This window comes from Picosynechococcus sp. PCC 11901 (genome assembly GCF_005577135.1).
In the GTDB taxonomy this organism is placed as follows: Bacteria; Cyanobacteriota; Cyanobacteriia; order Cyanobacteriales; family MRBY01; genus MRBY01.
Window position 1 is genome coordinate 2,217,044 of record NZ_CP040360.1, and the last position, 26,520, is coordinate 2,243,563.

General features: G+C 48.4%; 27 protein-coding genes. 14 read left to right on the forward strand and 13 right to left on the reverse strand.

What is annotated here, in order from left to right; genetic code table 11:
- Window positions 1–2: 2 nt before the first annotated feature.
- The 3 genes from FEK30_RS11655 to FEK30_RS11665 are packed head-to-tail and all read right to left on the reverse strand — an operon-like array spanning window position 3 to window position 2,590.
- Window positions 3–920 carry an oxidoreductase gene (locus FEK30_RS11655; RefSeq protein WP_138073277.1) on the reverse strand — a complete coding sequence of 306 codons (918 nt, stop codon included), beginning with the start codon at window positions 918–920 and terminating at the stop codon, window positions 3–5.
- Window positions 910–2,082: a hypothetical protein gene (locus tag FEK30_RS11660; RefSeq protein WP_138073278.1), complete on the reverse strand. Its 1,173-nt coding sequence runs from the start codon at window positions 2,080–2,082 to the stop codon at window positions 910–912. Before FEK30_RS11660 ends, FEK30_RS11655 begins: the two co-directional genes overlap by 11 nt.
- 34 nt (window positions 2,083–2,116) lie before the next feature.
- Window positions 2,117–2,590 carry a cupin domain-containing protein gene (locus FEK30_RS11665; protein WP_084449040.1) on the reverse strand — a complete coding sequence of 158 codons (474 nt, stop codon included), beginning with the start codon at window positions 2,588–2,590 and terminating at the stop codon, window positions 2,117–2,119.
- 306 nt (window positions 2,591–2,896) lie between these two features.
- Here FEK30_RS11665 and FEK30_RS11670 point away from each other — a divergent pair, with 306 nt between their 5' ends.
- A complete protein-coding gene (locus FEK30_RS11670; protein WP_138073279.1) occupies window positions 2,897–3,247 on the forward strand; it encodes a hypothetical protein in 351 nt (116 codons plus the stop codon).
- A 163-nt stretch (window positions 3,248–3,410) separates the two neighbouring features.
- On the opposite strand, the gene FEK30_RS11675 is transcribed toward FEK30_RS11670, so the two are convergent.
- From FEK30_RS11675 to FEK30_RS11690, 4 genes are all read right to left on the reverse strand, one after another.
- Window positions 3,411–3,773 (reverse strand): hypothetical protein, encoded by a 363-nt coding sequence (locus tag FEK30_RS11675; protein WP_030007142.1) that lies wholly within the window; start codon window positions 3,771–3,773, stop codon window positions 3,411–3,413.
- Window positions 3,774–4,266: 493 nt separating this feature from the next.
- Window positions 4,267–4,800, reverse strand: coding sequence for a hypothetical protein (locus FEK30_RS11680; protein ID WP_071884912.1), 534 nt, complete (start codon window positions 4,798–4,800; stop codon window positions 4,267–4,269).
- Window positions 4,801–4,884: 84 nt separating this feature from the next.
- Complete coding sequence (locus tag FEK30_RS11685; RefSeq protein ID WP_138073800.1) at window positions 4,885–6,348, reverse strand: phosphoglucomutase/phosphomannomutase family protein; 1,464 nt, start codon at window positions 6,346–6,348, stop codon at window positions 4,885–4,887.
- A gap of 42 nt (window positions 6,349–6,390) precedes the next feature.
- A complete protein-coding gene (locus tag FEK30_RS11690) occupies window positions 6,391–7,377 on the reverse strand; it encodes a hypothetical protein (protein WP_138073280.1) in 987 nt (328 codons plus the stop codon).
- A gap of 343 nt (window positions 7,378–7,720) precedes the next feature.
- On the opposite strand from FEK30_RS11690, the gene cysC reads away from it, so the two are divergent.
- A complete protein-coding gene (cysC, locus tag FEK30_RS11695; RefSeq protein WP_030007136.1) occupies window positions 7,721–8,254 on the forward strand; it encodes an adenylyl-sulfate kinase in 534 nt (177 codons plus the stop codon).
- 81 nt (window positions 8,255–8,335) lie between these two features.
- On the opposite strand, the gene FEK30_RS11700 is transcribed toward cysC, so the two are convergent.
- Both FEK30_RS11700 and FEK30_RS11705 read right to left on the reverse strand, forming a co-directional pair.
- Window positions 8,336–9,565 carry a tRNA nucleotidyltransferase/poly(A) polymerase-related protein gene (locus tag FEK30_RS11700; protein ID WP_168191146.1) on the reverse strand — a complete coding sequence of 410 codons (1,230 nt, stop codon included), beginning with the start codon at window positions 9,563–9,565 and terminating at the stop codon, window positions 8,336–8,338.
- 88 nt (window positions 9,566–9,653) lie between these two features.
- A complete protein-coding gene (locus FEK30_RS11705) occupies window positions 9,654–10,907 on the reverse strand; it encodes an RNA-guided endonuclease InsQ/TnpB family protein (protein ID WP_255447867.1) in 1,254 nt (417 codons plus the stop codon).
- 288 nt (window positions 10,908–11,195) lie between these two features.
- Here FEK30_RS11705 and trhO point away from each other — a divergent pair, with 288 nt between their 5' ends.
- Both trhO and cysH read left to right on the forward strand, forming a co-directional pair.
- The gene (trhO, locus tag FEK30_RS11715; RefSeq protein ID WP_030007133.1) at window positions 11,196–12,092 is read left to right on the forward strand and encodes an oxygen-dependent tRNA uridine(34) hydroxylase TrhO; all 897 of its coding nucleotides are present in this window, start codon (window positions 11,196–11,198) and stop codon (window positions 12,090–12,092) included.
- Window positions 12,093–12,367: 275 nt separating this feature from the next.
- A complete protein-coding gene (gene cysH / locus FEK30_RS11720; protein WP_012307111.1) occupies window positions 12,368–13,117 on the forward strand; it encodes a phosphoadenosine phosphosulfate reductase in 750 nt (249 codons plus the stop codon).
- Between the two features lie 163 nt (window positions 13,118–13,280).
- Here the strand turns inward: cysH and rplI are convergent, their stop codons facing one another.
- From rplI to FEK30_RS11740, 4 genes are all read right to left on the reverse strand, one after another.
- On the reverse strand, window positions 13,281–13,739 hold the full coding sequence (rplI, locus tag FEK30_RS11725; RefSeq protein ID WP_012307112.1) for a 50S ribosomal protein L9: 459 nt from the start codon (window positions 13,737–13,739) through the stop codon (window positions 13,281–13,283).
- A 57-nt stretch (window positions 13,740–13,796) separates the two neighbouring features.
- A complete protein-coding gene (locus FEK30_RS11730; RefSeq protein WP_138073281.1) occupies window positions 13,797–15,356 on the reverse strand; it encodes a diguanylate cyclase in 1,560 nt (519 codons plus the stop codon).
- 351 nt (window positions 15,357–15,707) lie between these two features.
- Window positions 15,708–17,975 carry a GumC family protein gene (locus FEK30_RS11735; protein WP_138073282.1) on the reverse strand — a complete coding sequence of 756 codons (2,268 nt, stop codon included), beginning with the start codon at window positions 17,973–17,975 and terminating at the stop codon, window positions 15,708–15,710.
- Between the two features lie 47 nt (window positions 17,976–18,022).
- Complete coding sequence (locus FEK30_RS11740) at window positions 18,023–19,420, reverse strand: SLBB domain-containing protein (RefSeq protein WP_255447868.1); 1,398 nt, start codon at window positions 19,418–19,420, stop codon at window positions 18,023–18,025.
- Between the two features lie 446 nt (window positions 19,421–19,866).
- Here FEK30_RS11740 and FEK30_RS11745 point away from each other — a divergent pair, with 446 nt between their 5' ends.
- From FEK30_RS11745 to FEK30_RS11780, 10 genes are all read left to right on the forward strand, one after another.
- Complete coding sequence (locus FEK30_RS11745) at window positions 19,867–20,358, forward strand: hypothetical protein (RefSeq protein WP_072008006.1); 492 nt, start codon at window positions 19,867–19,869, stop codon at window positions 20,356–20,358.
- A gap of 416 nt (window positions 20,359–20,774) precedes the next feature.
- On the forward strand, window positions 20,775–22,082 hold the full coding sequence (locus FEK30_RS11750) for a glycosyltransferase family 4 protein (protein ID WP_138073283.1): 1,308 nt from the start codon (window positions 20,775–20,777) through the stop codon (window positions 22,080–22,082).
- A 234-nt stretch (window positions 22,083–22,316) separates the two neighbouring features.
- Window positions 22,317–22,643, forward strand: coding sequence for an MreC domain-containing protein (locus tag FEK30_RS11755; RefSeq protein ID WP_181445660.1), 327 nt, complete (start codon window positions 22,317–22,319; stop codon window positions 22,641–22,643).
- 113 nt (window positions 22,644–22,756) lie between these two features.
- Entirely contained in the window at window positions 22,757–23,188 is a 432-nt protein-coding gene (locus tag FEK30_RS11760) for a DUF29 domain-containing protein (protein WP_138073284.1), read from the forward strand.
- Window positions 23,189–23,259: 71 nt separating this feature from the next.
- Entirely contained in the window at window positions 23,260–23,823 is a 564-nt protein-coding gene (locus tag FEK30_RS11765) for a Uma2 family endonuclease (protein ID WP_138073285.1), read from the forward strand.
- A gap of 130 nt (window positions 23,824–23,953) precedes the next feature.
- Window positions 23,954–24,175, forward strand: coding sequence for a DUF29 family protein (locus tag FEK30_RS17135; protein WP_255447870.1), 222 nt, complete (start codon window positions 23,954–23,956; stop codon window positions 24,173–24,175).
- Window positions 24,126–24,401, forward strand: a complete 276-nt coding sequence (locus tag FEK30_RS17140) for a DUF29 domain-containing protein (protein WP_255447871.1) — start codon at window positions 24,126–24,128, stop codon at window positions 24,399–24,401. The genes FEK30_RS17135 and FEK30_RS17140 overlap by 50 nt, the downstream gene beginning before the upstream one ends.
- Before the next feature lie 119 nt (window positions 24,402–24,520).
- The gene (locus FEK30_RS17145; RefSeq protein WP_255447872.1) at window positions 24,521–24,652 is read left to right on the forward strand and encodes a hypothetical protein; all 132 of its coding nucleotides are present in this window, start codon (window positions 24,521–24,523) and stop codon (window positions 24,650–24,652) included.
- 32 nt (window positions 24,653–24,684) lie between these two features.
- Window positions 24,685–25,527, forward strand: a complete 843-nt coding sequence (locus FEK30_RS11775) for a DUF2887 domain-containing protein (RefSeq protein WP_138073286.1) — start codon at window positions 24,685–24,687, stop codon at window positions 25,525–25,527.
- Between the two features lie 109 nt (window positions 25,528–25,636).
- Complete coding sequence (locus FEK30_RS11780) at window positions 25,637–26,500, forward strand: ABC transporter permease (RefSeq protein WP_138073287.1); 864 nt, start codon at window positions 25,637–25,639, stop codon at window positions 26,498–26,500.
- Window positions 26,501–26,520: the final 20 nt, after the last annotated feature.

Here is a 26,520-nt window from a genome sequence, read left to right on the forward strand (position 1 = left end):
CGTTAGTCTGGGATCGTCAATGGACAGTTGATCAGCATTTCAGAAGTCTCCCATAATTGCTTGGCGATCGCCTCGTCCTTGGCTTGGTCTGATTTCTCAACGCGTCCTGGTTTGCCGGACATCTCCCCAAAGCCCTGGGGGCCAAAATAGTCGCCTCCGGTTGCCGTGGGTTCGAGGGCAGCCATCAGGGTGGGTAATGCGCCTTGTTCGACGGAATTTGCGAAAAAAGGTACAAAAATCAAACGGATTAGGCCCGCTAAAAATGCCGGAATGTAGCGGCCAAGTTCCGTGGGGGCGATGCCTGGGTGAGCCGCCACCGAGAGAATGTTTTTATTTTTTGCTGCTAGCCGCCGTTGCAACTCCACCGCAAACAGTAAGCAAGCCAACTTGCTCTGGCCATAGGCCGCTGTCGCCGAATAGTTTTGCTCGGACTGTAGATCTTGAAAATTGATTTTGCCGAATTTATGGGCGTTGCTACTGAGCGAAACAACCCGTGATTCTGCGGTGTCGGGCATCAGATCAATTAAGAGCGCCGTTAAGAGGAAATGGCCTAAATAATTCACACAAAACTGACTTTCAAAACCATCTACCGTTTGGCTATAGGGAGGGAACATAATGCCCGCATTGTTGATGAGGAGATTTAAAGTTTGATGCCGTTGACGGTAGGCCGTCGCAAATTCTTTAACAGAGGCTAATTGACTCAGATCTAACGCCATTGTCTCCACGTTAGCGTCGGGGATCTGCTGACGGATCTCAGTTGCAGCCGCCCCTGCTTTGTCCATGTCCCGACAGGCCAAAATCACATGACAGCCTGTTTTTACCAAACCGAGGGCTGTTTCAAAGCCAAGCCCTGTATTTGCGCCGGTAACGATGGCTTTTTTGCCTTGTTGTGAAGGCAGGCTATCGAGCTTAAAGGTCATTCAAAAATATCTCCATTAAATTTTGCTGGAACGGCACTGGTTCAAAGTCGATTGTAACGGGTTGAATTTCTGGGGGGTGGGCATCGAAACGGGTGTGGGGTGAAAAATCCGCCAGGCGATCGCAGCTCATAATCCCCTGGTCGGCTGCCCTTAACACCGGGTCTGGGTGATAAGTCTGCAAAAAATCCATCAAGGTCGTTTCTAGCTCAGTCTGTAAAACCTCTTGGTGCCAGAGGGCGTGGTTCAAAAAAGGCACTAATAATGCCAGCAAATCCCGCGTGACCACCACGGCCATCTTGGTCTCATCCTTTAGGCAAGCAAAACTTTTGATCAATTGACCGTCTGTTCCTATTTCACAGCCCGTTTGACCCCGGTCCCACACCTGATCATCGATTAATAACGACCCACCACCAAAATCTTCCTCAAAGGGAAAATGGGTGTGGACACAGCCTACCGAATAGCCAGAAGGTTCATTGCGGCCAAAGTAGGCAAAGCGATAACTACAAATATCTTCGATGAGCCATGTGTCCGGGTGTCTTTGGGTATGGGCCTTAGAAAAAGAGTCTTGCAGAGTATGGAGGGCGGCCCCGATAAATTTGAGACCCGTCATTTTTCGGTGTCGCTGCTCGAAACTTTCGGAGTCTGGCGGCGGAGACAATGGCCCGGCCATGGAAGCAACGCCATGGATAATGGTGTCTTTGATGAAATTATGGGATAACCCACAGGATTCATGGGCGCTGACGGATTCTTCTTGGGCGTTCCCCAGATAATTTCGCGTGAAGTTTGTAATTTGGGAGCGATTGTCATCGTGGCGAATCATGCCCGCTAATAATTCATCCCGTTCCGCTTCAGATAGAACTTCCCAATCTTCTGGCCCGACTAAAATTTGCATCAACTGCTCGGCAAAGGGACGATCTAGCCCCGGAAAATCCACCAGGGTATTGCCATTAAATAAAGGATGGGCTTGACGATCAATGGAGCCGACGGGCGTGCCATAGAAGTTGCGCGTTAGGGGATCGGGGCTTGTTTGTAATTGTTCAAGGGCAAAAAGGGTGAGGTATTCGTGGCCGGGAATTAAGTGGGTCATAAAGGCTGCGGCTTTGGTCCCCTGGGCAAGCCAGACTAGCACCAGACCCCCAATGAATCGATTCAATAATTTCATTATCTCAAGCTATTTTTGCCCCTGGATGGAGAACTTATTCTTCACTTTCTACTAGGATACGCTCTGGCTCTCCTTTTACATGCACCCGAAAGACAATAGCTCGCCCACCTTCTGGGCCTCCTTGGGGAGCGTGCTGGGCATAGGGCGGGATCACATAGGTATCGCCTGCTACAAGAATTTGGTTGGGTTTTCCGGTTTCGATATGAATCACAGAGCCTTCGAGCAGATAGATAAATTCTTCACCGGGATGGTAATGGAGGGGCAAGCTTCCCCCCGGCGGAATAATCACGTCTGAGATAATCACTTCGAGGTTTTCTGCCATGCTCACCGGTGCCCGTAACATTGTATTTGGCCCCGGTGGTAAATCTACACCAGTGCTTTGTTGGGCAATCTCAGATGGATGGGAGAAATGTTCAGGGGGATGGGCTTTGACTAGAGCTTGCTGGGTGAGCACACTGGCGATCGCCAAGGCAAAACCGGCACAAACTTTTCCACGAATTGTCGCCATCGAATTTTTCTCCCAAGCATTAGGACTTATGGCCAAAGGATAGAAGAAAAAACTTTTCCCAGTAGCAAACTGAAACAACAATTTAAAGTTGAGTTGCAAAGCGCCCAGAAACAGACGCCCCATTAGTGCTTTTCCTGTCGGTTATGATCGAAACAGACCCACACCAAATATCATCAAGCAGTTCTTTTCACTTGACGGCTCCCTTGAAGCCACTCGTCGCTGGGTCATACTGCATCGGGATTAATACGCCGCAACTAATCCCCAGTATCGACTGTTTTACAACTGAATAAAAAGAGGTAGCCTCTGATGAAAACACTCACTTTCCTAATGATTCCGGCAGTAGCCTTGTCCTTAATGCCGCAGTCCGTTTTAGCCTGGAACGCTTATCATCTCTATAACAAAGATGGGAGAGATATCTGGGCCATTGAATGCGCAGACGGCACACTCCACAGCTATGCAGGCAGCTCCAGTGGCCTCGGCACCGTGGGGCCAGCCCTTTGTGAGAATCATGGCGGCATTGCCAATCCTGGTGGTGACCCGCAACCAGTCCCCGCAACAGTTCACGAAGTAGATTCCTCCTTGGGTGATCCAAAACCAGAACCGACTACCCCCAATTCTCGACCCCAAACCTTTGAAAACTGGCACTTTACACCATAATCAATAGGACATTTCTGAAGTTTTTTCAACTCGACTATCCACCTTCTCCTCATGCGTGGATAGTCTGTTTTTCAGAGGGCAATCCACCATTTCAAAGACATATATCAACCATAAAAACCGCCCTCAAGGGACGGCGCTTTTTTATTACCCAGATGACCGAACTCTATCTAAGCCGAGGCGGAATATTTTGTCGGGTATCTGCACTCTGAACAGGATTAGCGCACTCAGGATTTGGATTATTCAAACAAAGATGATTTTCAGACAAATGACGATGCTTGCCTGGCCCATGTTGTTCTGCGGCTTGTTCCCTGTCTAAGGCATGCATTTGCCCTCCCATACCCATTGTCAGAGCTTCCATGGGGAAAGCACATTGTGGACTGGGATTGTTTACACAAACATAACCAGCAGGCTGCATATACAGAAGTTTCCCCTTTGCCTCTTTTGTCCGTGACATCTCGTTAGCTTGTGCCATATTTCCCAAAAGAACAAAAATACTAGCGCCGACAAATAAGAACATTTTATTCATGTCAATTCTCCTTTATTTGTACTCGAACTAATAAGCTGCATCTTAAAAAAATGCATTGCATAAAGAGTAATCAAGTCAATTAATTTCGGAGACGCAGCAAAGTATGGAAGTAACAAGCTACCTTCGTTTTTTCTTCCACTTAACTTCAGAACACAGATTAGATCAAAAATTAAGTGAGATCCCCAAAAACGAAATATTAATTTTTTTTAACTGTACCAAGGGACTGGTCTTTGCATACATTCATTTTACAGGCTAAATTTCAAAAAAAAGAGAATCCAATATTAAAAAAAAGTAATTTTTTGTTGAATTAATAAGTCTTGAATAAAGTTTTGGTTAGATATCTGAGCCATAGCATCTTTAGATATATAAATAAAATACTTTATAGTTATATAAAATAAGCGTTTTTTTGACTTTAAGAATGATGATCTAACCTCTTGTGGAGATGATCGTCGTCATTGAGATGAGAAACGTGGCGATCGCCTTAGAAAGAGTCCTAGGTAGAACAGGTCGCATGGAAATCGCGGAGCCAAAGCTTGGTGGCTTGGCCCACGGAACCTCGGGACGCATCACGGGGAGGGTTAGCTGGTTGGCTAGGATCAGGATTGGCAAGGCTAGAAACGACATTGGCGATCGCCCAACCATTGTTCGTAGGGGTTAGAAACAACCAATAGTAGTTTTCAAAGCTAATTTTTTGACTGTTGTTGTATTGGGTTTCTAGGGTGGTGAAAAAAATCTGCTCCGTAGTATCAGGAACCGTCGGCGTATATTGACGATTTTTGAGGGGCAGAGGAGTTAAATTTCCTGGACTAGCGATGACAATGTAACTAAAACTATCTTCAGTGCGGTCTAAATTACGCGCCCGTTGAATGACCCGATTACCATAGCTGGGTAGATCTTCCAGGAGTTGGGGCACAATTTCTGTTAAGGGAGCGTTGCACTGGGGTTGGGCGATCGCCTTCGTGGAGCAGATCCCGAAACTGCCGCAAATTAATGTGAAATAAATGGCGAGGGAGCGATTGAACATCATATTTTCAGTAGTGCAAAGGCGTTAACTCGGCAGTGAACCCAGGCAGAGCAGGGAGAAATATTTCATCTTCCCTGTCTGTTTAGTCTAACCTTCGGCTTGGTCGGCAGCCTCAGCCCAGGTTTGCGCCCAGGTCAGGATTTCTCGTACGGCTTCAGGATTGGCCGCTTCACTATATAACCGCAGTACAGGCTCGGTACCGCTAAAGCGAATCAGCAACCAACTTTGATCAGCAAGGCGGAATTTATAGCCATCTTTGGGGTCGCTGTGAATTACGTCACGGTTGGCGATCGCCTTGGGGGGATTTGTCGCGAGGATGTTTAATAGGCGATCGCGGCTGGAGAAATCCCGCAAATGTAAATCAATGCGGTCGTAGGCGCCATAAAAATTAGCTTTGCTTTGGAGGGTCTGGTAAATCTCGCCGAGGTCTTGATCAAAAATGGCGATCGCCTCTAGGAGATACAATGCCGCCAGCAGCGCATCCCGTTCGGGAATGTGGTGGCCGTAGCCAATGCCGCCGGATTCTTCGCCACCAAGAAGCACCTGGGTCTGTTGCATTCGTTCGGCAATGTATTTGTAGCCGATGGGTGTTTCAAAGACTGGTAAACCGTAGTATTCGCTCAAACGGGGGATTAAATCAGAGCCGCTGACGGTTTTTACCACTTCTCCTTGATATTGGCGATTTTGGGACAAATGGGCCAGCAAAATCGGGATTAGCTTTTGGGAACTGAAAAACTCACCATCCCCAGCCACAGCAGCAATGCGATCGCCATCACCATCAAAGACAAATCCCACCTGAATTACGTCTGCATCTTGATCATGGGCGGCGCGAATGGTGCGTTGCAGTTGAGACAAATGTTTTTCTAAAGGCTCTGGTGGGCGGCCGCCGAACAAAGGATCTGGTTCACAATGGATTTCTTGGATCGCCGCATTGAGCAGTTGGGTCAAACCGCCCGCCGCTGCGCCATACATTACATCGGCAAAGACCTGGAGACGATCAGCGGCGATCGCCTGGCGAATTTTTTCTAAATCAACCAGTTGCTGTAGTCCGGCGCAGTAGTCCCGCCAGGGATCAAAATAATCTAAACTGCCCGTTGTTAAAGCTTGGGATTCACTGCCCGCCTCCAGTCGCGCTTCAATCTGAGCCGTAATTTCTTCGGAAACGGAGCCGCCGAAAGCCCCTTTCACTTTTAATCCTAAATAACCCGCTGGATTATGGCTGGCCGTTAAGGCGATCGCCCCCAGAGCCTTGTGGTGGTGGGCGGCATAGCTCAGGGCTGGGGTTGGCGCAAAACTATTGGCTAGAAGTACGTGAAATCCTTCCCCCTGGATCGCTTCGGCGGCGGCGAGGGCAAATTCGTCTGCGAGAAACCGCCGATCATAGCCGACGATTATCGTGTTATCAATGGCTTGTTCTGCGAAATTTTCTTTTAAAACATGGGCTGTGGCGATCGCCACCCGTTGTACCCGTTCAAAGGTAAAATCCGCCGCAATAATGCCACGCCAACCGTCTGTGCCGAACCGAATCGGCTGTTGATTCCCAAACGCCAACACAATCTCTGCCTCAAAAACTTAAAAACGTCCTTTAGCAGTTTAATTGCTGGGGAAGTCTTGACCAACATAAACAGTGCGCGTCTGACCAGCCCGCTCCAGGATGACTTGGTTACTCTGGGCACCAATCAGCTTCCAACTGCCACTGCCCAACTCTTCACCGAGACGGAACCGTTGGGTGGTGCCATTGATTTTGAATAAAGCTTCGGAGCGATCGCCCGCTTCTAAAACCCCCACGAGGCTATACATCGTCTTTGGCGCTGCGGGGGGCGCAGGTACATCGTTGACGGTTGGGGTCACCGCACGGGGGGCAGGGGGCGGCACGATCGCCAAGGGAGCTGAATTTTGCTTTGGTGGCGGTGGGGGGGCGATCGCCACGGGGGGTTCAACACTTGGCGGTGGCGGTAAGAGGGCTAAACCCTGGGATAAGTTTGCGCTGCCATTGGTGCCCGCATTCGGTGGATAGACCGGAATATAAATGCGTTCAATGACCTGTGGCCCGGAATTCGCCTCTGATGCTGGTGCTTCTGTATCCGCTTGGCGGTCAATATTGTCGAGCGCTCGCTGAATGTAGTTGGCAAATTCTGTTCCCGGCTCTGGGCTTTCTGGGGGGACTGTCTCCGTCGCAGCAGGGGTAGAACGACTGAGGAATTGCGGTATTTTTAACTGATCATTCGCCGCTAACCACAGAATACCGCCCACCAAAGAGGCACAGGAACAAATGAATAGAAGTCGCTCTGTGTAATAGCCCCAGCCCCGTTTGACCACCAATTCTGCGTCGATCTCTTCTGGTGGAAAGGGGGGTTCTTCAGGAGGCGGCCCCATGAGGTCTCCCTGGGTGACTAATACCGATTGCATCGGTCTGATTTCTGGCTCTGGCGATCGCCTAAAGGATTGGGGCGGCTGGCGATCGCCTAAGAGCTGATCGATATCCGCAAACACATCATCCATGAGACGGTTAGCCTCTGCTTCAGCAGACCAAGAATCAGATTCTAGGGAATCCAAGGAAGTTGTGCGCAGTTCGTTCATATCACCAAGAGGGGGGCAGAAAAATTGCTTTTAATTGTAATCAGAATCTCGTCACCTAACCGTGCCGAAATTAGCGATCAGCCCATGGTGCAGCGTCGAGATTGATGCCACATGTTCAAGATGTGGAAATATCTCTACAATCCTAATGCCCTTTGGCCAGGACGCAACCCCAAGCTTGCTTTTTTTCACAATTAGTAGCTGTCGGCCGTCGGCGGCAACAAAAGACAATCCCGAAAGAAGCGGCTGATCTGGTTCAAAACGCACCACAGTGAGGAGATAAATTTCAAAAAAACCCTTCTCCCATTAAACTGTTTATGTTTTGTTTCTGAGGGAAAAAAGTCACATGGAGCATCGTGGCGTCACAGTTTGGTTCACCGGTCTGAGTGGTGCAGGGAAAACCACCATTAGCCATGCCCTAGCGGAACGTTTAAAAGCGGCTGGCTGTAAGTTAGAAATCCTGGATGGCGACATTGTCCGGACAAATCTCACCAAGGGCCTAGGCTTTAGCAAAGAAGACCGCGATGAAAATATTCGTCGGATTGGCTTTGTTTCCCATCTGCTCACCCGCAACGGCGTGATTGTCTTTGTTTCTGCCATTTCTCCTTACCGGGAAATTCGCGAAGAAGTGCGGCAACGAATTGGTGATTTCGTCGAGATTTTCGTCAATGCCCCCCTCGAAGAATGTGAACGACGGGACGTTAAAGGTCTTTATCAACGGGCGAGAGCGGGTGAAATTAAAGGTTTTACCGGAATTGATGATCCCTATGAAGCGCCCACCAATCCTGAAGTGGAGTGCCGTACTGACCTCGAAGAACTCGAAGAAAGTATCGAAAAAGTGATGGCGAAGCTCACTGAACTGGGCTACATCACCCCTTAATTTTTGATTGCAGTCCCACAATTGCATAATCTAAAGGTGCAGTCCAGGATGATGCTTGGCTGCATTTTTTGTGTTTTGTGGCTAGTGCAGTTGCGATCGCCCCCACTCGATCGCTTCGGCTTTGGTGTGAATTTTTCCTTCGACATGGGCCACTTGGATTTCGGTGAGTAGATGGCCAATTTGGGGACTGGGGGAAAGGTGCAACTCACGGATGAGATCCTTCCCTGATAAAAGCGAAACCGGATGGGCGACGGGATCATGGGCGGTGAAATACCGTTGCAGTAATGGCGCTAACGGGGCGGCACTAAGGCCAAAACTCCGGGCAACCAGGGCGAGGATCGGAAAAGCGCCCTTAACCGTTTGGAAGAAAAAGTATTGTTCTCGCAGGCTCAGGGGTTGTGCTTGGCTGGCCAACAGTTGGGGGAGCATTTCAATGACGGTGCTGACGGTGCGCAGTTCGTACCGGGGATATTTCAAGCGGGCGATCGCCTGTTGGGCTTTTTCGGGATCGCTGCCCACCAAACAGGCCAATTTCCCCAGGGCGAGCCAAGCTGTCTCCGTGGCAAATTCGGGGTAGACTGCGGCGAATTCTTGACCAATGGCCGTTAACCGTTGCATGCGGTCTAAGCTCGTTTGATCCGCTGCGGGCAACCAATGGGCCAACAAGCCATCCCGAAAGGCCAACTCTAGCCAGCGATCGCCTTGTGGGTGGTGCAACAAATAGTTCAACTCATGCTGAATTCGTTCGGCTGCAATATTTTTAATCAAAGGGGCCAATTCCCGGATTTGTGCCCTGGTGGCCGCATCTAAGGTAAAGCCCAACTGCGCCGCCTGGCGATAGGCCCGCAATAACCGCAGGGGGTCGTCGGCCAAATTTTCCGGTGTCACCATCCGCAACACCTTATTTTCCAAATCAGCGAGGCCATTGAGGGGATCGACTAAGCAATCAGAACGGATATGGTAGGCGATCGCATTTACACAATAATCCCGCCGCCGCAGATCCCGCTCTAGGCTGCCCCCTTCCTGTTGGGCAAAATCCAACGTCCCCTGCCGGAAGACCACCCGGGCAATTTGGCGCATCTCATCGAGTACCACAAAACCCGCTTGATATTTTTTTGCAATGGCACGGGCCGTTTCCACTGCCTTTTTGGGGACGACGAAATCAAAATCAATATAATCACTCTGGCGCTGCAAGAGGGCATCCCGCACGGCACCACCCACCAAGCAAGCCTCCGCTGGCAATTCCGCCACAGAAAATGGCAAAAGGCGTAAAAATTCAGCTAAACGCTCCTTGGGAGAGTCCAAAACCATCAATGACGAAACCCGATTAGAATAAGCACGATTAATGAGAATATCATTCCCCCTCCGATTATGGGTGGGGAAAATGAACTACTCCAGTCTAAGAGGCATGGAGTTTCCGTCGTTTCATCGTCCCAAGTTGCCTCATGCTTCCACAATCAGTAGTTCTTGGCGGCTCCGCGACTAAAGAGGCCAGTTCCTGACCCCTTGCCCAGGCTAAATTGACCTGAGCAGCATTGATATCTCTATCTTCTACATGGCCACATTTCGAGTTTGAGCAAATATGTACCCTATTCGCCAATGTCTTTGGCGTTAACTCCCAACATTTAGCGCAACGCTGTGAGGGCTTTAGTTTCCGGGTAGGAGACTCTACATAGAATCCACCCGCCTCTGCCAGCTTGTATTCCAGCATTGAACCAATCATGCCGAAGCCAACCGAGAGAATGGAGCGGTTAAGCCCTGTTTTTTGAGCTTTCCGTTTGCTGCCTTTTTTGGCTTTGCGGGTCATGTTTTTGACGTTTAACTGCTCACCTGCAACTAGGCTATTACCGCTGACTATGTTGCTTGTGATTTGATGCAACCAATCTTCGCGCTGACGGGTAATTTTGCGTTGCCGCATTGACACTTGTCGTCTCGCTTTCCGCCACCGCCGCGATGCTTTAACTCGCTTATTTCGGTTTGGTGCACGCTTCCGTCTGAGTTGCTTGGATGCTTGCTTTACGGCAATCTCACCGACTTTGATAAAGTCAGGCTTTGATATTTGCTCCCCTGTAGAAAGGGTAATCGCTTCCTTGCAACCCAAATCAATGCCAACAGACCCACCCTCGGTTTCCCGCTTGGGTTCACATTTGACGGTGATTGAGGCATACCATTTCCCCTGACGGCAAAATATCGTACAGGTTGTTGGTTTCCCCCAGGTACGCGCTTTTCCTCTCATCGGCATTCTGCCTAAGTTGCTTAACTTGAGGAAGCCATGCTCACCGTCTGTTTCTACCTGCCAACCTGCTCCACAAGGATATGTCCACCCCGAATATCTCCGAGATGCCTTGAACTTTGGATATCCCCCCAATCCCTTGAAAAATCGGTTGAACGCAAAGTCCACTCGCTTTAACGTTGCCTGCAACGCATGGGAACCTAGTTCCTTAAACTCTGGCCACACTTTCTTGAACTCCGGCAGACTATTTTGCTGCTCAAAGTAATCGACTGCATGGTTGAACTTTTGGTACTGGGTTTTTCGATTGGCAATTGCTGCGTTGTACAAACTGCAATGTAAACGCCGCCAATAATGCAGCTTCTTTTCCTGCTGGCGATTTGGGTAGATTTTGTAAGTGACGCGGCGTGTTAGCATGCTCATACTGTAATGCAAACGTCATTATATGACTACCAAAAACCTAAATGTCCGAATTAGTGATCGCGAATGGCAACTGTTGGAGCAATACTGCAAAAAACATCAAAGAAGCAAGACTGACGTAATCAGGGAATTTATTCGTTCTCTAAGTTCGCATTGATAGACTGTTTCCGCTACACTTCAACAGTCGCGCTATCCTTCCCCACCCTAAGAAGATAGAGACTGCCGCACTTTAGTTCAAAAGCGCAAAAACACAGGCTAAAATAGGGTCTGCTGTTTGAGGGCACCGACCAAATGAAGGACTTTGTTGTCATCACCTTTTATAAATTTTTCGACTTTCCTGACTACAAAGAACGGCAACAACCCATTTTTAACTTTGCCGACGAACAAAACATCATTGGCACTATTCTGTTGGCCCACGAAGGCATCAATGCCACCATTGCAGGGACCCAAACAGCCCTCGATGCCATGGTGAACTTTTTGCATCAAGATCCTCGCCTCGCAGATCTCACCTACAAAGTTTCAACGGCCCCCAAGCAGCCCTTTAAACGTCTCAAGGTCAAACTCAAACAGGAAATTGTCACCCTAGGCCAGCCGAACGTTGATCCGAACAATACCGTCGGCACCTACATTGACCCCAAGGATTGGAATGACTTGATCCAAAATCCGGATGTGACCCTCGTGGATACCCGCAATGATTATGAAGTGGGCATCGGTACGTTTAAAGGGGCCATTAACCCCAACACCAAATCCTTCCGCGAATTTCCCGATTATGTCGCCGAAAATCTAGACCCCCAGAAAAATGCGAAGGTGGCGATGTTTTGCACGGGGGGGATTCGCTGTGAAAAGGCGACTTCCTACCTTTTAAACCAAGGGTTTCAGGAGGTTTACCATCTCAAGGGCGGTATTTTAAAATATCTCGAAGAAATCCCCGTTGCAGAAAGCCTCTGGGAAGGGGAATGCTTTGTGTTTGATGAACGGGTCACGGTCAAACATGGCCTAGAAACGGGTCACTATGAACTGTGCTATGCCTGTGGCCATCCCATTGATGCTGAGGATAAAACGTCGGTGGATTATGAGATTGGCGTGTCTTGTCCCTACTGTATTGAAGCTCTGACCCCGGAACGGCGATCGCGCTTTGAGGCAAAATGGCAACAACGGCAACAGATGAAAGCCTGCCAAGCCAGTTAGATCGTCAGGGAATCCACAGCAGAATTGGGGAACTTCTCGACTACAATGGGGCTAATTCTTTGCCAGCATTCATGACGTAACGACATTGCCGCGTTGATTTTTGGTAATTCCCAAAGGATCGAATCTTTGGCGATCGCCCCTAGTCAACCGCACCCTTTACTAAATCACCCTTACTTACCCGTAAAAGTATGCCACAACTGCATCTTTCCCACCTCAACCCCCGCGCGCAAACCGCCAACCCCCAAGCACAATCAATGCCAATGGGAGATGTTCAAATGGGTGGGATGATGCCAGATCTTGATTTAGCGACCGTTAACGAAAAACTCAGCGAAGCCAATGCCGTTGAAGTCGTCCAATGGGCGTCCCAGACCTTTCCTGAAGGGCTGATCATGAGTACCAGTTTCGGGATTCAGTCGGCGGTAATGCTCCACCTCGTCACCCAGGTCATCCCTGATATTCCCGTCGTTTGGATTGACACCGGCTATCTCCCAGAGGCCACCTATCGCTTTGCTGAAGAATTAGGCGATCGCCTCAACCTCAACCTCAAAGTCTATCAGTCCCCCCTCAGTCCCGCGCGGATGGAAGCCCTCTACGGCAAACTATGGGAACAAGACAACATCGAAGCCTTTAACCGCTACGATTACATCCGCAAAGTCGAACCCATGCAACGGGCCCTCAAGGAATTAAACGCCAAAGCCTGGCTCGCCGGACTCCGCAAAGGCCAAACCGACCACCGCAAGACCCTCGGTTACGTCGCCAAACAAGGCAAGCAGTACAAAATTCACCCAATTTTGACCTGGACTTCTAAGGACGTTTATGAGTATCTAATGGCCCACGATCTTCCTTATCATCCCTATTTTGATAAAGGCTATGTCACCGTTGGGGATTGGCACTCTAGTCGGCCCTTGATGGCAGGCGATGAAAGCGAACGGGATACCCGTTTCCGGGGCCTAAAACAAGAATGTGGCTTACACCTTCCCAGCACCTCCGAAGAAGCCCAGAGTTTAGACTCCAGCGGCCTCTGATCAAGTGGCGGTAGTCGAGTTTGCCATGGCAAGCCCTAGACAACAGAGCAATTGTCCATCCCAGAGACTAAAAAAAGGCGAATCACTATTGATTCGCCCCTGGGGTTAACAATTTGATTGGATGACAAAAAATAAATGCCGCAATCCTTTGGTTTAAAGCTCTCTAGAGGGGGATTACGTCGAATTGAACCGTTGCGGTCACTTCGGGGTGCAATTTAACCTGGGCTTCGTAGCTACCAGTTTTGCCAATTTCAGGGAGCGTAATGCCACGACGATCTACATCTTGGCCTGCTCTTTCTTTGATGGCGTCGGCCACATCCTGGGTGGTTACGGTACCGAAAATTTGATTTTCTTCACCAACTTGCTTGCGGATAATGAGTTTACCCACGGTTTTGAGGGCAACTTTACGCGCTTCGGCGTCCTGGAGTTCTGCAAGCAGACGTTGACGTTCTTTTTCGCGGCGCTGTTCAACTTGGCGAAGAATGCCGGGGGTGGCGAGGGAGGCAATGCCTTGGGGGAGGAGGTAGTTACGGGCATAGCCGGGGGCAACTTCAACGAGGTCACCATTGTTGCCTAGCTTGCGCACGTCCTGATTTAGGACTACCTGTAAACGCTTACTCATAATATTGACAGAATAATTTTTTCTATAGAAATCTGTTAGCTTCCAGAACTTTAAATTCTACAAGTTAAGGGATTGTTTAGGCAAATAGTCCGGATCTGTGTTCTGTTTTGTGGTATTGGGGCGGGGGTTGTCGTCACCGGCAGATTGTCGCCCTTGTTTCCGCTGCCGCTTATTCCGATACATTTTCTCGTCAGCCTGTTTCAACAGGGTGCGTAGGGAAGCATTGGCTGGAAATTCGGTATAACTGGTGTAACCAGTACTAATAGAAAGTTGGTAGGGGCGCTGTTGTTGTTGGTTGAAGTTGGCGATCGCCTCCTGGAGACGTTGGCAAATCAGATCCGCTTCTGCTTGGTTCACCGGCGCAAAACAGGTAAATTCATCGCCCCCCAGCCGGGCCAGAATATCCGCCCTCCGGAAGCTGTCCCGCAGAATCTGGGCTGCATCGACAATGACGCGATCGCCTACCCCATGGCCCAGGTGATCATTAATCATCTTTAGATTATCCACATCGAAGAAAAAGAGCGAGAAAGGCAACTCTTGGCGCTCCAGCAAGGATAATTCCTGTTCGACGAGCATAAAGAAACCCCGACGATTGTAAACGCCTGTCAATTCATCCGTGAGAGACAGTTGACGAATGCGATTTTCAGCTTTTTTCCGTTCCTGCACCTCTTGACGAAGTTTTTGATTGAGGCGGTCTAGTTCCTGGGTACGCTCTTTGATCTGCTGTTCTAAAAAACTCACAAGCCCGTACATCTCATTTTGGTTCATCGCCTCCAGCAAATTCGATTGGGTCACCAACCCCAGGAGTTCGTGGTGCTCCCCAACCACAATCAAGCGGTGGGTTTGGTGCCGTTCCATCAGTTGTTTAGCCTCGATCAGAGAACGGTGCACCGCAATTTTGATTGGCCGGGTCATGGTTTGTTCCGCTGTGATTTTTTGCAAATCCACATCCAGGGAACGTAAATGCAAAATATCCTGTTCCGTGACAATCCCCAGGGGAAACCAAGCCTGTTCGAGGGTCGGATGGGGCTTAACAATGACAATTGAACCCACGCGACATTCCATCATCACCTTAGCCAAGTGCCACATGGATTGTTGGGGGGCACCGTAGACCACGCGACTCACCATTACTTCTGTGACAAATCGCAGGCGCAGCAAATGCACCGGTTCAATGACACCACGCAGTAAGCGGTGGGTGATTAAGCCAAATAGCTTACCTTCTGTGTCTAGAACTGGTAAGTGACGAATCCGATGTTTTTGCAACAGTTGAGAAATATGCAGGGGTGTTAAAGACTGATCCCAAGTCAGAGAGATGACAGGGGTCGTCATAATTTGCTTTAGGGTGATCTGCTGCCAATTTTGATCTAGGATGACCCATTTCAAGAGGTCGCGTTCGGTCACAATTCCCTGTAATTGCTGGCCTGCCATCACGAGAATACAACTGGCGCGGCTACTATTGACCTCTAGGGCATCGCTTGTTTTGTCTTGTAACTCACAGGTGCGCTTTAAACTCGCCATGGTGTTTGCCGCTTCAAGCAAGGTGGTCTCCGCCGCGAGCATAATAGGGTCTTTAATGAGGCATTTTTCAACGGATTTGTAGGAAGTGAGATCAAGCATAGGTAAAACGCGACAAAAGTTTGCCCTGAAGGAAAAATGACCTGTTGCAATGGGCCACAACGACTCAAGCAACTGGAATGAAGGTGCCTAGAAGTATTTATGACTCTTTTTTCCATCATAGGTGGGTCATGGATCGGTTGGGGGTTTTCAGCAACGAATCTTGAGCGCTGTTGAGTAGTACCCTGTTTTGTGAATTGCTTTGCTTGGGTGTTGCTCAAGTGCAAGTGTAGAACTTTCCTCAGAACTGTTCCCCAGAAAAAAGCTGGAAATACAAATTTCCCCTCCTGGTGTGAGAGGGTTAATACAGGAACTAAAAGATTAGTGGGCGATCGCCTACTAACCATTTAATGATTAATTGTTTTTGGACTTGTAGCCGTAGTAGGAGTAGGAATTACCGGACGTCCCTTTGGTTTGGCTGTTAGCAACAAGTCCTAAGATTGGAATATTGGCTTGCTTAAAGGTGGCGATCGCCTGGGAAACGGCTGAACGCGTAGTTTTATTCAAAGTGACCACTAAAATCACACCATCGGCATGGGAGGCCAACAGACTGGCATCCGCAAGTCCAAGCACTGGCGGCGTATCGTAGACAACGAGGTCGAAGGTACGCTCAAAGTCCTTAACCAAATGCTGCATCTTTTGAGAGGCGAGTAATTTTGCCGGATCAGGAGGCAGATCCCCCGCTGGCAGCACCGAAAAATCTACCAAGGGCATTGGTTTCTGTAAATAGTTATCGATTTCAGTCTCGTTGCTATTGTTTGTAATTACAGTGCTGAGACCCCGCTTTTGATTTAAATTGAGGCGCTGAGCAACCTGGGGACGCCGCATATCAGAATCAACGAGTAATACTTTCTGACCGAGAATCGCCGCCGTTGGTGCCAAGTTCAGGGCAATTGTTGATTTGCCATCCCCCGGCAAAGCCGAAGCAATAATCACCGAACGTAAAGGGCGATCGGCACTCAGTAATTTTAGATTGGTGTGTAGCACCCGTAGGGATTCAGAAAAGGCAGACGTACCATAATAGCCATAGCCATAGCCATAGGGCTGATCTCCACCAGTCATTTTTTGCCATGTCCGAGTCGTTGAAGCCGGAATCAAAGAAGCTAGCCAACGTTGGACACGCAGCATTGGTGGCAAAGACGATGCCGCTGTCCCGGCCATTCCATGCTGTTCTTCGTAGGGAATATTGGCTAAGAGTGGTAGCTTTGTCCGATTCTTCAGATCATCTGGGGAGTAATAAACATCAGTGAGCTTGTCGAGCAGCAAAGCAGCGCCGACACCCAATACCGAACTAGCAATAAAGCCCAGCATCAAACTCCGTTGAATATTAGGGGAGATCGGTAAGTTGGGACGGGTGGCATCTTCAATGACTTCCCATGGAATCTCCGTTTGTGCCGCTTGCACTTGTAGAGCTTGGCGTCTTGCTAGAAGCTCTGTCAATGCTTCCGTTGAAATTCCGAGTCGCCGCTGGAGATCAGTATATAGCCGATTTAGAACAGCGAGATTCTGAAAAGATTGCTCGACTTCGGCTTGAGCTTGATTAAGGGATGGAATCCGAGCTTGTAAGATGCGGAGTTGATTGGCGGCATCTGTCACTTGGGTTGCCCCCACCCGTTCCGCCTCCTGTTGTAGAATCGGCAGTAAATTCTGGCGTTCTTCCCTCAACACTTGAATATTTAAGCTCCCCTCTTGGAAACGTGTCGATTCTTTGGCAATGTTCGCCTCGATCGACCGCAGTTGACCAAGAACCTGCTGATAGGCTGGTGAATCTTCTAGGGCCGCTAAAGCTCCACTGTCCCCTTGGAGGGATTGGAGGCGGGTTTGGGCCTGGGCCATCTCTTGTTGCAACTGGAAGCGCTGCTGCTCTAAGGTTGCTGCTTTCTGGGCAAGCTGATTGAAATGAATTTCCGGCTCGGTGAAATTGTAGTTTTGACGAAACTGTTGAAGCTCTGCCTGCAGAGTATCCACTTCCTGTTGGAGGTCGGGTAATTGTTCATCGATGAACTGCAGACCTTGTCTAACGTTGGTTTGGCGATCGGCCAAGCTGTACTCCAGGTACACCGAGCTAAGCTGTTCTAACACTGCTTCAATTTGATCAGGGTCTGGATTTTGATAGCTGACTTCGAGAATTTTTGTCTCTCCCGGTCGGGTAATACTGAGATTACTGAGTAGAGTATTGTAGTTAAGGTTAGGATATTGTTGCTGCAGTGGTTGAATCACTTTTTGCAGTAATTCGGGACTGCGTAAAACCTGAATTTGAGTGGCGTAGTCTAATTCACCGGATCCGCTACCAAAGTTTCCGGGCAGGCTCCGGGCTAGGTCAGAAACACTATTGTCGGAATTGACGGGTTCAACTAACAAACGAAACTTCGATAAATAGATTTTTTCTTGGGAAAATGTGTTGAAGGTAACTGCCCCCATGCCAACGGTTATCACCCCCAGAATTAACCAAGCTCGCCGCCGCATCACGGATAAAAATTGGCGGAAATCGAAGTCATCGCCGTAGTCTACTGGTTGCAATAGAGGAGAGACAGGATACGGTATTGGGGCGACTGCACCATTTTTTTTATGGCCGTTATTTTGATATTCGAGAACAGCGTTATTGGTATCTTGTTTATCCATGGTAGTTTCGCGCTTAATTTATAAATTTAATTCTTAAAAATTCATCTTTAAAATAAGAAACCGAAAGGCAAAAGATTGCGCAGTGGACTTAAAATGCGTGAGAGTCCATCTGTAAAGCTAGCCGTTGCATTCCGATCCACGATGATGACATCGTTGTTCCAAAGAATTGGGTTGGATTCGGCATTGACGTTTTGAGAAAAATCAATTTCAAACTGCTGCTGGACAATGGTGCCATTGGGATTGAGACGGATTAATTCCACATCGTTGCGGGCGCGATCTGTCAGTCCTCCAGCGGCCAGCACGGCTTGGTTTAATGTCGTATTTGCAGGAACGCGAACAGCACCAGGACTCTCGATTTCACCGACCACATTAACGAGAATTTGATCGGGGGACAAGTTAGTGGCCACAATTTGGGCCGCCTCGGCATCGGATGGGGCCGCAGCGGTGGCGATAGAAATGGTATCCCCTTGTTGGAGGGCTAAGTCTTGGGTCAAATCTCCCGATTGAAACAGTTCCCAAAAATCAATGTCAATGGTTTGGGATGTTCCACTGCGGGTCAGACGTCGCACCTGAATTTGACGAATATCAGCGGAGGGCTTGATCCCACCCGCTTCCCGAATGGCTTGGGAGACGGTGGGGTTGGTTTGGGAGGCGCCGCCCGTTAATCGATAGATACCTGGACGAAATACTTCGCCAACAACACCAATGTCTAAGGTTTCAGGGGTACCAATTAGATTTGAGGCTGCTAGTTGAGCCGACTCGGTTAAGTTCACCGTTTCCACTGCGGGTACAAAAACTGCATCCCCATCTCGCAGGGCGATGTTTTGGCTTGCATCGCCGTTTTGTAACAGTTCCCAGAGGTCAACGGCGACGGTCTGCCTTGCACCAGATGGGCTGAGGCGACGAATTTGCACTTGTCGTAAATTGGCGGCATAGGTGAGCCCTCCCGAGGCCTGAATGGCTTGCACCAGGGTGGGAAACTGACCTCCGTCTAGGGTATAGGCACCGGGACTATTGACTTCTCCGGAGAGGGTCACTTGGAAAGAACGGGGTTGCTGCAGGACAAGGGTAATTCTGGGATAGCGTAATTCTGACTGGTAGCGGGTGGCGATCGCCGTTTCTGCTGCTTCGATGGTTAAGCCCGCAACCGGCACTTTACCAATGGCCGGGAGGTTAAGGGAGCCATCGGCCAGCACCCGTTGACTACCGCTATATTCAGGCACATTAAAGACTTCAACTTCTAACTGATCACCCACACCGAGAATGTAGTTTCGATCAACGCCCATTGCCGGCAAAGCACTCGACGATAGGTGGATCCGTTGTGGAGTTTGCGCTTGCATCGCCCCATCTTCTGAAAAATCAGACCTGTCGGCAGCAGCGGCAGCGCTGAAACTACCAGGAATTAGGATGAAGACTGACGTACAAAACAGGATAAAAAATTGCATTGAGCAAGGCTCCTGGAATTTATATTCTGACCCAAGGATTCAGAATCTGCTAACAACACAGCTATCTACAGACGACCCCAAATTAGGGGCAGGCTAATGCTGATCGATTCAAAAGGGAGAAAATTTATTTAAATCCTATTGTAAAGTTACTGTAAAGTCTCACTACCATAGGGCACAGGTTTAAAAGTGAGCAACCGATGACAAAAAGAAAGCAAATTCAATCCAGACGCCAGACATTATAGGTGCTTATTCTAAAATTGTCAGTATAACGATTAGATGAGCCAGGCTAATGTTAATGGTTGAGACTGATACCAATCTCTAAATTAGACACTTAGGAATAGTGTCGATGAGTAGTATGTGTTAAGTGGCAAGCAATCACTATCCTTTTAGCGTTTTGTTTACCAATCAAGTTGTCTCGGCAATTGGGTCTACATTCATTCTGCGTCATGAAACCAATCAACCGGAATTCTCATCCTGTCTCCCTAGACAATAGAAGTTTAGGCAAACAATCATCGACCAAGCGCCGCGATCGCCACCGTAAGCGTTCCAAGCGCCGTGCTATCTTTTGCCCGATTCACCAGTGCTACTTAGATAGTGTGAGTCAGAAACACCGAATTTACGCCGACCAACCGGATCATCTCCAAAGCCGGGGGCTCAGTCGGCGCAAGGCACTTTTACTCGTTGCAACAAAAACGACTGTGCCCTTAGATGGGGAGTGGCTAGAAGCCTTTTGGTGTAAGTGTTGTCAAGAAACGAAATGGTATCATGTCCGCAAATGCGATCGCGAATATCAGTTATCGTTGGCCTCTCCTGAACTATGGCAACAGGCAACTGGCGTAATTTCTGTTCAAGGCAATCCTTCTGTCAGCGAGTTTACGCGCCGCCAATCGCAATGTCAGGGTTCTACCACAATCAAAGATTTCCGCTTCGTAAATTGACCTCGACCAATTAGCGTAGATAGGATACAGTTTGAAGAAATTATGAAGAAAGCATGAGGGAGCGATGAAGGCTTCCCACCGTAGAGTGAGCTTCGATGGTCTATTTGATCTCAGTTTCTCTACCCTGCTTCTACTACTAGCAATGCCATCAGTTCGGCGTCTAGGGTAGAACAGTCCCAGGATTCGTCTGTCTATTTTTTTCACAACCCAAGCTTGCTGCATTGCCGCGCAACGATCTCCCAGCTACAAGGGGATCACTAAAAACGTGGCTTAGAAAGCTTTGCGTGTAGGGCGATCGCCTTTTTGGTTAATGGTTCAGCGATCGCCTAATGGTGAAGATGAAGCAAAAGTGCATGGGTTCATTGCTTCGCCGATCCAATCTTTAGCTTTATCTCCCCTTTAAAAAAAGTTTATCTATGTTGTTTGTTCATTACCTCAAGCGCTTGGTTTCTAGCCGTTCCCAGCCAACTATTAATCAGTCTTCTGGGGCTAGGAATGAACCACAACTCCGCTTAATGGTGCTCACCCAGTTTTTCCCCCCTGATTTTGCCCCGACAGGTCAGCTCATCGAGGAATTGACGCGGCACCTGAGCCAGCAAGGTTTAGATGTTGATATCTTTACGGGGCAACCCGGATACGCCTTTCAAGCGACAGATGCTCCACGCCTTGAGCAAGTAGATAGTCTGAAAGTCAGGCGATCGCGGACAGCACAGCTCTGGCCCCAGCGGATTCGCGGCAAAGCGATCAATGGCATTTTGTTCCTATTGCGGACAGTGCTCCATCTCGTCGGATGTGGGCGCAAAACAGAACTGCTGTTGATTACGACGGCCCCTCCCTTTTTACCCATCGTGGGTTACTTTGCGAACCTGATTTTCCGAGTGCCCTATGTTTGTCTGCTCTATGATCTCTACCCCGATATTGCCGTTAAGCTTGGCGTGATCCCAGAACAGCACTGGTTAGCGCGATTTTGGCAAAATATGAACCTCAGGGTGTGGCGACGGGCGACGGGCATTGTGGTGTTAAGCCCAGCGAAAAAGCAACATATTACCCAACTCTGCCCGGAGATCGAGTCAAAGGTCAGCGTGATCCACAGTTGGGCAAATCCGGACTTAATCGTGCCGATCCCCAAACAAAAAAATTGGTTTGCCCTGCGGTACGGACTGATTCAGCCATTTACGGTGCTCTATTCTGGCAATCTGGGCCGTTGCCACGATGTTGAAACCTTCCTCGAAGCGGCCATTTTACTCAAGGATGAACCGATTAAGTTTGTCTGTATTGGCAATGGTGCCAAGCGGCAGGTGTTAATGGAAAAGCGCGAACAGTTGGGGTTATCGAACCTGCTGCTGCTGCCCTACCAAGATAAAGAAGTGTTGCCCTATTCCTTGACGGCCTGTGATTTGTCGTTAGTGAGTTTGAGTCCGGGGATGGAACGCCTGTTAGCACCGAGCAAGCTTTATTCAGCCTTGGCAGCGGGTCGGCCCATTGCCGTGGTCTGTCCGCCTAAGAGCTATTTAAAAGATCTAGTGCAGAAAACAAATTGTGGCCGGGCGATCGCCAATGGGGATGGCCAAGGGCTAGCAGATTTCATTCGGCAGTTGGCAGGCGATCGCCCCTTGGCAGAGGGTATGGGCCAAGCAGGACGCCGATATTTAGAAGAGAACTTCACACCGCAGCGAATTGCAGCGCAATATTTAGAGGTGTTGCAAAATTCCGTCAAACGGTAATAGACAAAGACTTAAAGGGGATCTTTTGATAGTGGCGATCGCCCAGGGCTCTACCCCTTAAAGTGAAATCATTCTTCACTAATTCTTCTGATGGTTTGATGAAAGGCGATCGCCAAATGAACTATTAAAATAAAATTATCTTCCCCTAGCCTTAGATGTGGTTAAATTTCCTGGCATTATTGCCCTCAACCGTCTTAACGGTGTTATTGATCGCGATCGCCTTTTTGAGGTTCTATGACCAAACCGACTTTGAATTCCTCGGACTCATTGCCAACCCCAGACAGTGGAGCAATGGATTCACTGTGGCGGCCCTCCTGGCTACATTGGCTAATTTCGGCGTTGAGTGGAACCGTCGAAATCGAGAAACAAACCGCTTGGCTGAAGAAAAGCAACGAAGAGTTGAGGCAGAGCAACAAAGAAGCGAGGATCGCACACGAGCAGAGACTGAAAATGCTGAGAGAAGAGAACGCGAGGCTCGCCGAACTAGAATCGAAACTCGATGCCGTATTGCCGAAATACAATTCCAGCTCGACCCAACCGACCGAAACCGACGGGCATTAAGAGAAGCTTTGGCCCTCTTGGCGGAATATGGCGACCTGTTCTCCTAAGGGCAATCGCCTTGCTTGTCATCCTCAACATCCGGCTAGACTAAAACAAAAAAAACTTACACTCCCATGGAACAACTGTACGAAAAAGACTTTAGTCAATGGGCAGAAACAATGGCCGATCTTCTTGCCGCTGGGGATTTTACGGCCCTTGATATTGAAAACTTGGTAGAAGAGGTGCGGGATTTGTCCAAGCGAGAACGCGATCACCTCCTTAGCAGTATCCGGCTGATTTTACACCACCTATTAAAGTGGGATCATCAGCCCCAAAAACGGTCTCGCAGTTGGCGAAATACGATTGATCGAGAACGAAGTAATATTGAACTATATCTTGAGGACAGTCCGAGTCTGCGACGCTATCTTAATGATGAGGTATCCCTAGCAAAAATGTATCGGCTTGCCCGTGCTGACGCGATCCGGGAAACGGATTTAGATTTTCCTAAAGATTGCCCCTACGATATCGAAGATGTGTTAAGTCGCGTTATTTCCCTTGGTGAGTGATCCTCTAGAGGGCGATCGCCTCAATGAGAACAAGTTGTTAAAATTAGCTTACTCCTCTAATCTGCATCATTATGGCTACCGTTTTAGACCTTCAGCCAATTGTTTCGTTAAATCGAGGGCAATTTTATCAGCTCTGCCAAAACAATCCTGACCTCAACTTAGAAAGAGACCCCCAAGGAAAGCTCGTTATTATGTCTCCAGTTGGGGGTGAAAGCGGTGCCCAAGAAGCGAATCTTATTTTCAAAGTTTCTCTCTGGAATGATCAGAGTCAACTCGGAATTGTTTTTAGTTCTTCCACAATATTTAGCTTGCCCCAGGGCGGCGATCGCTCCCCTGATGTGGCTTGGGTCTCCCGATGCAACTGGGAAAAACTAACCCACGCAGAACGAGAAGGATTTCCGCCAATTTGTCCAGATTTTGTCATTGAGCTGAGGTCAAAAAGTGATCGCTTAAAACCCTTACAGAATAAAATGCAGGAATACCTAGGCTCTGGTTTAAGGCTAGGTTGGTTGATTAATCCACAACAAAAACAGGTGGAAATCTATCGCCCCAATCAAACCATACAAATCGTCAATTTACCGGCGACCTTATCTGGAGAAGAGGTTTTACCTGGGCTAAACATCAGCCTAGACTGAACAAGTTCGAGATACCAATTATTGGCCTTAGGCAATTTTCTAATCCATTGAGAGTAATGGTTTTCAGGGCAGTTATATCAAGGACGATCGCCCCAAGTCACTTAATCCAAAAAATTGGGGAATTGGCATCATGAGTTCTTCGTTATATGACACTGATTTTTATACATGGACAGCACAACAATGTGAATTGCTACGCCACAAAAAATTTCATGAATTAGACTTAAGCCATCTAATCGAGGAGCTCGATGATTTGGGGAAACGACATTATGATCAACTAGAATCTAGAATCAAGGTTAGTACAATTGATTGCCCATCTCCTCAAATGGCAAATACAGCACTGGCGACGTTCTAATAGTTGGCGCGCCACCATTCGGGTTCAGCGCACTACCATTGAAAAGTTGTTACGGCGTAATCCAGGTCCCAAGTCTCGTTTAGAGGAAGCAATGACGGAAAGTTGGTCGGAAGCGCGGGATCTAGCGATCGCCGCAACGGATTTACCAGATGAACAATTTCCAGAAAGTTGTCCGTTTAGCCTCGCTGAAGTCTTGTCGCCTGAGTTTTGGCCAGATCTCGCCTAAGAATTGTAGGAGCCATGGAATAAGTTATTGCTTGCTAAATTGTCTGGCCTTATTCTCATCAGCCCCTTTAGTGGATGCTTCGTTTCTCGCTAAAGTGAAGCGGATGGGAGAATGTCTATATGCGAGCAATCACACCAGTGGCGATCGCCGAGATTATCATTGACTTAGAAAACGAATTGCATCGTCTAGAACGCTTAGGGAGCCAGATGCAGGCCGTGAAAACGGAAATCGCCAGCTCTCCAAGAATTTAAAGAACATTGGGGGAAGAATCAGAGCCACCCAGATGAAAACAGACAAATGGTTTTACGAATTATTTTTATCCCAGCCAGGGATGTTGGCAGAATTAATCCCTGGTATTGATCCTGACTGGGAATTTGCCTACAGCGCCCCCGTCGTTAAGGAAAAGGAATTTCGCCTGGATGGTCTGTTTTTGCCCGTCACTGAAAAGCGCGGGATTCCAGTCGTGTTTGCAGAGGCGCAAATGCAAGCCGATGAGCGGTTTTATGGTCGCTATTTTGCGCAATTATTCGTTTATTTGTACCAGTATAATGTTGACTGTGACTGGCGAGGACTACTGATTTTACGGAGTAGAGGACAAGGATTAGGTTCGGAATTACCCTATCAAGATTTATTAGAGCAGCGGGTAACGCGACTGTACTTGAGTGACCTGAAAGACAGGTCAGACTTGAGTCCTAATTTGATGCTGTTGCAGTTGTTGACGACAGAGAAGCAGCGAAGTATGCAGCTCGGCCAAACCCTGTTGAAGACGGCAGAAACGGAGGCGGAATTTGACCGTCGATTGAGTTTGATTGAGACTATACTGACAAATAAATACCCAGATTTGACCCAGGAAATGATTATGGAAATTCTCGATCTGAAACAGACAGATATTACTCGTTCTCGCTTTTACCAAGAGATCATTGCTAAAGGTCTTCAAGAAGGTCGTCAGGAGGAGGCAGCAAATTTGGTGATGCGTCAGTTGAAACGGCGCTTTGGGGAATTATCTGCATCACAGAGCGAAAAAATTCGATGTTTATCTGTGGGGCAATTGGAGGAACTGGGCGAGGCGCTATTGGATTTTGCGGTGGTGGCTGATTTGGATGGATTTTTGGTGCAGGTGGATTAGGGGATTAGGAGCATGGATGAAATTGATATTTCTCCCGAGACGCTTTATTTAAAGGGTACAGTGCTTCAAGAATGTGTTACTGCTGATACTGTAGTCTAATTTTTTCAAAATGAAGAAAAACAGGACATTTTCTCAGCGAGTTGTATATACGTCAGAAAGTCGCATTCGCCACCCATGGCAATTATTTCGAGAGATGGGACGGGATTTACTGGCTTCTAGGGAGCTCGCATGGCGCTTATTGGTGAGAGATATTAGTGCTCAATATCGACAGTCTTTGTTTGGGGTGTTGTGGGCATTTTTACCCCCCATGATTACGGCGGCAGGGTTGCTGGTTGCGCGCAATGCTGGGGCGGTAAATATCGGAGAGACTGAAATTCCCTATCCGGCCTATGTAATGTTTAGCATGGCACTCTGGCAAACTTTTGTGGAATCATTAAATGGTCCAATTGGGGCTGTGGGGGCGGCTAAACCAATGCTGGCAAAAATCAACTTTCCGAGGGAGGCGATTATTTTAGCTAAATTGGGGGAAGTATTTTTTAATTTTGGTATTAAGTTAATTTTGATCTTGGGTTTGTTTGTTTGGTTCCAGATTCCCGTGCCTTGGAGTATCTTGCTTGCGCCAGTAGCTTTGGTTCATTTAGTAATGTTGGGTACGGCCATCGGGTTGTTCCTAGCTCCTCTTGGGGCTTTGTATGGAGATGTGTCCAAGGCTATACCTCTGATTGTGTCTCCTTGGTTATTGTTGACGCCGGTGATTTATCCGGTTCCTAAGGAGGGATTGTTTGCTACGGTTGTTAATTTGAATCCGGTAACGCCTTTGTTGGTGACGACACGGGATTTAGCGACGAGTGGTATGGTTACTAACCCAGCTGGTTTTTGGGGTGTTAGTGGTTTGGCGTTTGGGTTGTTACTAATAGCTTGGGTATGGTATCGCTTGGCAATTCCGTTTGTTGTAGAGCGGATGAGTTCGTAATTTATCCCCTGATTGTATTT

Coding starts and splice junctions, on each gene's coding strand:
- FEK30_RS11765 (WP_138073285.1), top strand. CDS start 23,260: ATGGCTACCGTTTTAGACCTTCAGCCAATTGTTTCGTTAAATCGAGGG.
- FEK30_RS11655 (WP_138073277.1), bottom strand. CDS start 920: ATGACCTTTAAGCTCGATAGCCTGCCTTCACAACAAGGCAAAAAAGCC.
- FEK30_RS11780 (WP_138073287.1), top strand. CDS start 25,637: ATGAAGAAAAACAGGACATTTTCTCAGCGAGTTGTATATACGTCAGAA.
- FEK30_RS17145 (WP_255447872.1), top strand. CDS start 24,521: ATGCGAGCAATCACACCAGTGGCGATCGCCGAGATTATCATTGACTTA.
- trhO (WP_030007133.1), top strand. CDS start 11,196: ATGAAGGACTTTGTTGTCATCACCTTTTATAAATTTTTCGACTTTCCT.
- FEK30_RS11705 (WP_255447867.1), bottom strand. CDS start 10,907: ATGAGCATGCTAACACGCCGCGTCACTTACAAAATCTACCCAAATCGC.
- FEK30_RS11755 (WP_181445660.1), top strand. CDS start 22,317: ATGACCAAACCGACTTTGAATTCCTCGGACTCATTGCCAACCCCAGAC.
- FEK30_RS11700 (WP_168191146.1), bottom strand. CDS start 9,565: ATGGTTTTGGACTCTCCCAAGGAGCGTTTAGCTGAATTTTTACGCCTT.
- FEK30_RS11750 (WP_138073283.1), top strand. CDS start 20,775: ATGTTGTTTGTTCATTACCTCAAGCGCTTGGTTTCTAGCCGTTCCCAG.
- FEK30_RS11775 (WP_138073286.1), top strand. CDS start 24,685: ATGAAAACAGACAAATGGTTTTACGAATTATTTTTATCCCAGCCAGGG.
- FEK30_RS11745 (WP_072008006.1), top strand. CDS start 19,867: ATGAAACCAATCAACCGGAATTCTCATCCTGTCTCCCTAGACAATAGA.
- FEK30_RS11690 (WP_138073280.1), bottom strand. CDS start 7,377: ATGAACGAACTGCGCACAACTTCCTTGGATTCCCTAGAATCTGATTCT.
- FEK30_RS11665 (WP_084449040.1), bottom strand. CDS start 2,590: ATGGCGACAATTCGTGGAAAAGTTTGTGCCGGTTTTGCCTTGGCGATC.
- FEK30_RS11735 (WP_138073282.1), bottom strand. CDS start 17,975: ATGGATAAACAAGATACCAATAACGCTGTTCTCGAATATCAAAATAAC.
- FEK30_RS11670 (WP_138073279.1), top strand. CDS start 2,897: ATGAAAACACTCACTTTCCTAATGATTCCGGCAGTAGCCTTGTCCTTA.
- FEK30_RS11730 (WP_138073281.1), bottom strand. CDS start 15,356: ATGCTTGATCTCACTTCCTACAAATCCGTTGAAAAATGCCTCATTAAA.
- cysC (WP_030007136.1), top strand. CDS start 7,721: ATGGAGCATCGTGGCGTCACAGTTTGGTTCACCGGTCTGAGTGGTGCA.
- FEK30_RS11740 (WP_255447868.1), bottom strand. CDS start 19,420: ATGCAATTTTTTATCCTGTTTTGTACGTCAGTCTTCATCCTAATTCCT.
- FEK30_RS11760 (WP_138073284.1), top strand. CDS start 22,757: ATGGAACAACTGTACGAAAAAGACTTTAGTCAATGGGCAGAAACAATG.
- FEK30_RS17135 (WP_255447870.1), top strand. CDS start 23,954: ATGAGTTCTTCGTTATATGACACTGATTTTTATACATGGACAGCACAA.
- FEK30_RS11675 (WP_030007142.1), bottom strand. CDS start 3,773: ATGAATAAAATGTTCTTATTTGTCGGCGCTAGTATTTTTGTTCTTTTG.
- cysH (WP_012307111.1), top strand. CDS start 12,368: ATGGGTGGGATGATGCCAGATCTTGATTTAGCGACCGTTAACGAAAAA.
- rplI (WP_012307112.1), bottom strand. CDS start 13,739: ATGAGTAAGCGTTTACAGGTAGTCCTAAATCAGGACGTGCGCAAGCTA.
- FEK30_RS11680 (WP_071884912.1), bottom strand. CDS start 4,800: ATGATGTTCAATCGCTCCCTCGCCATTTATTTCACATTAATTTGCGGC.
- FEK30_RS11660 (WP_138073278.1), bottom strand. CDS start 2,082: ATGAAATTATTGAATCGATTCATTGGGGGTCTGGTGCTAGTCTGGCTT.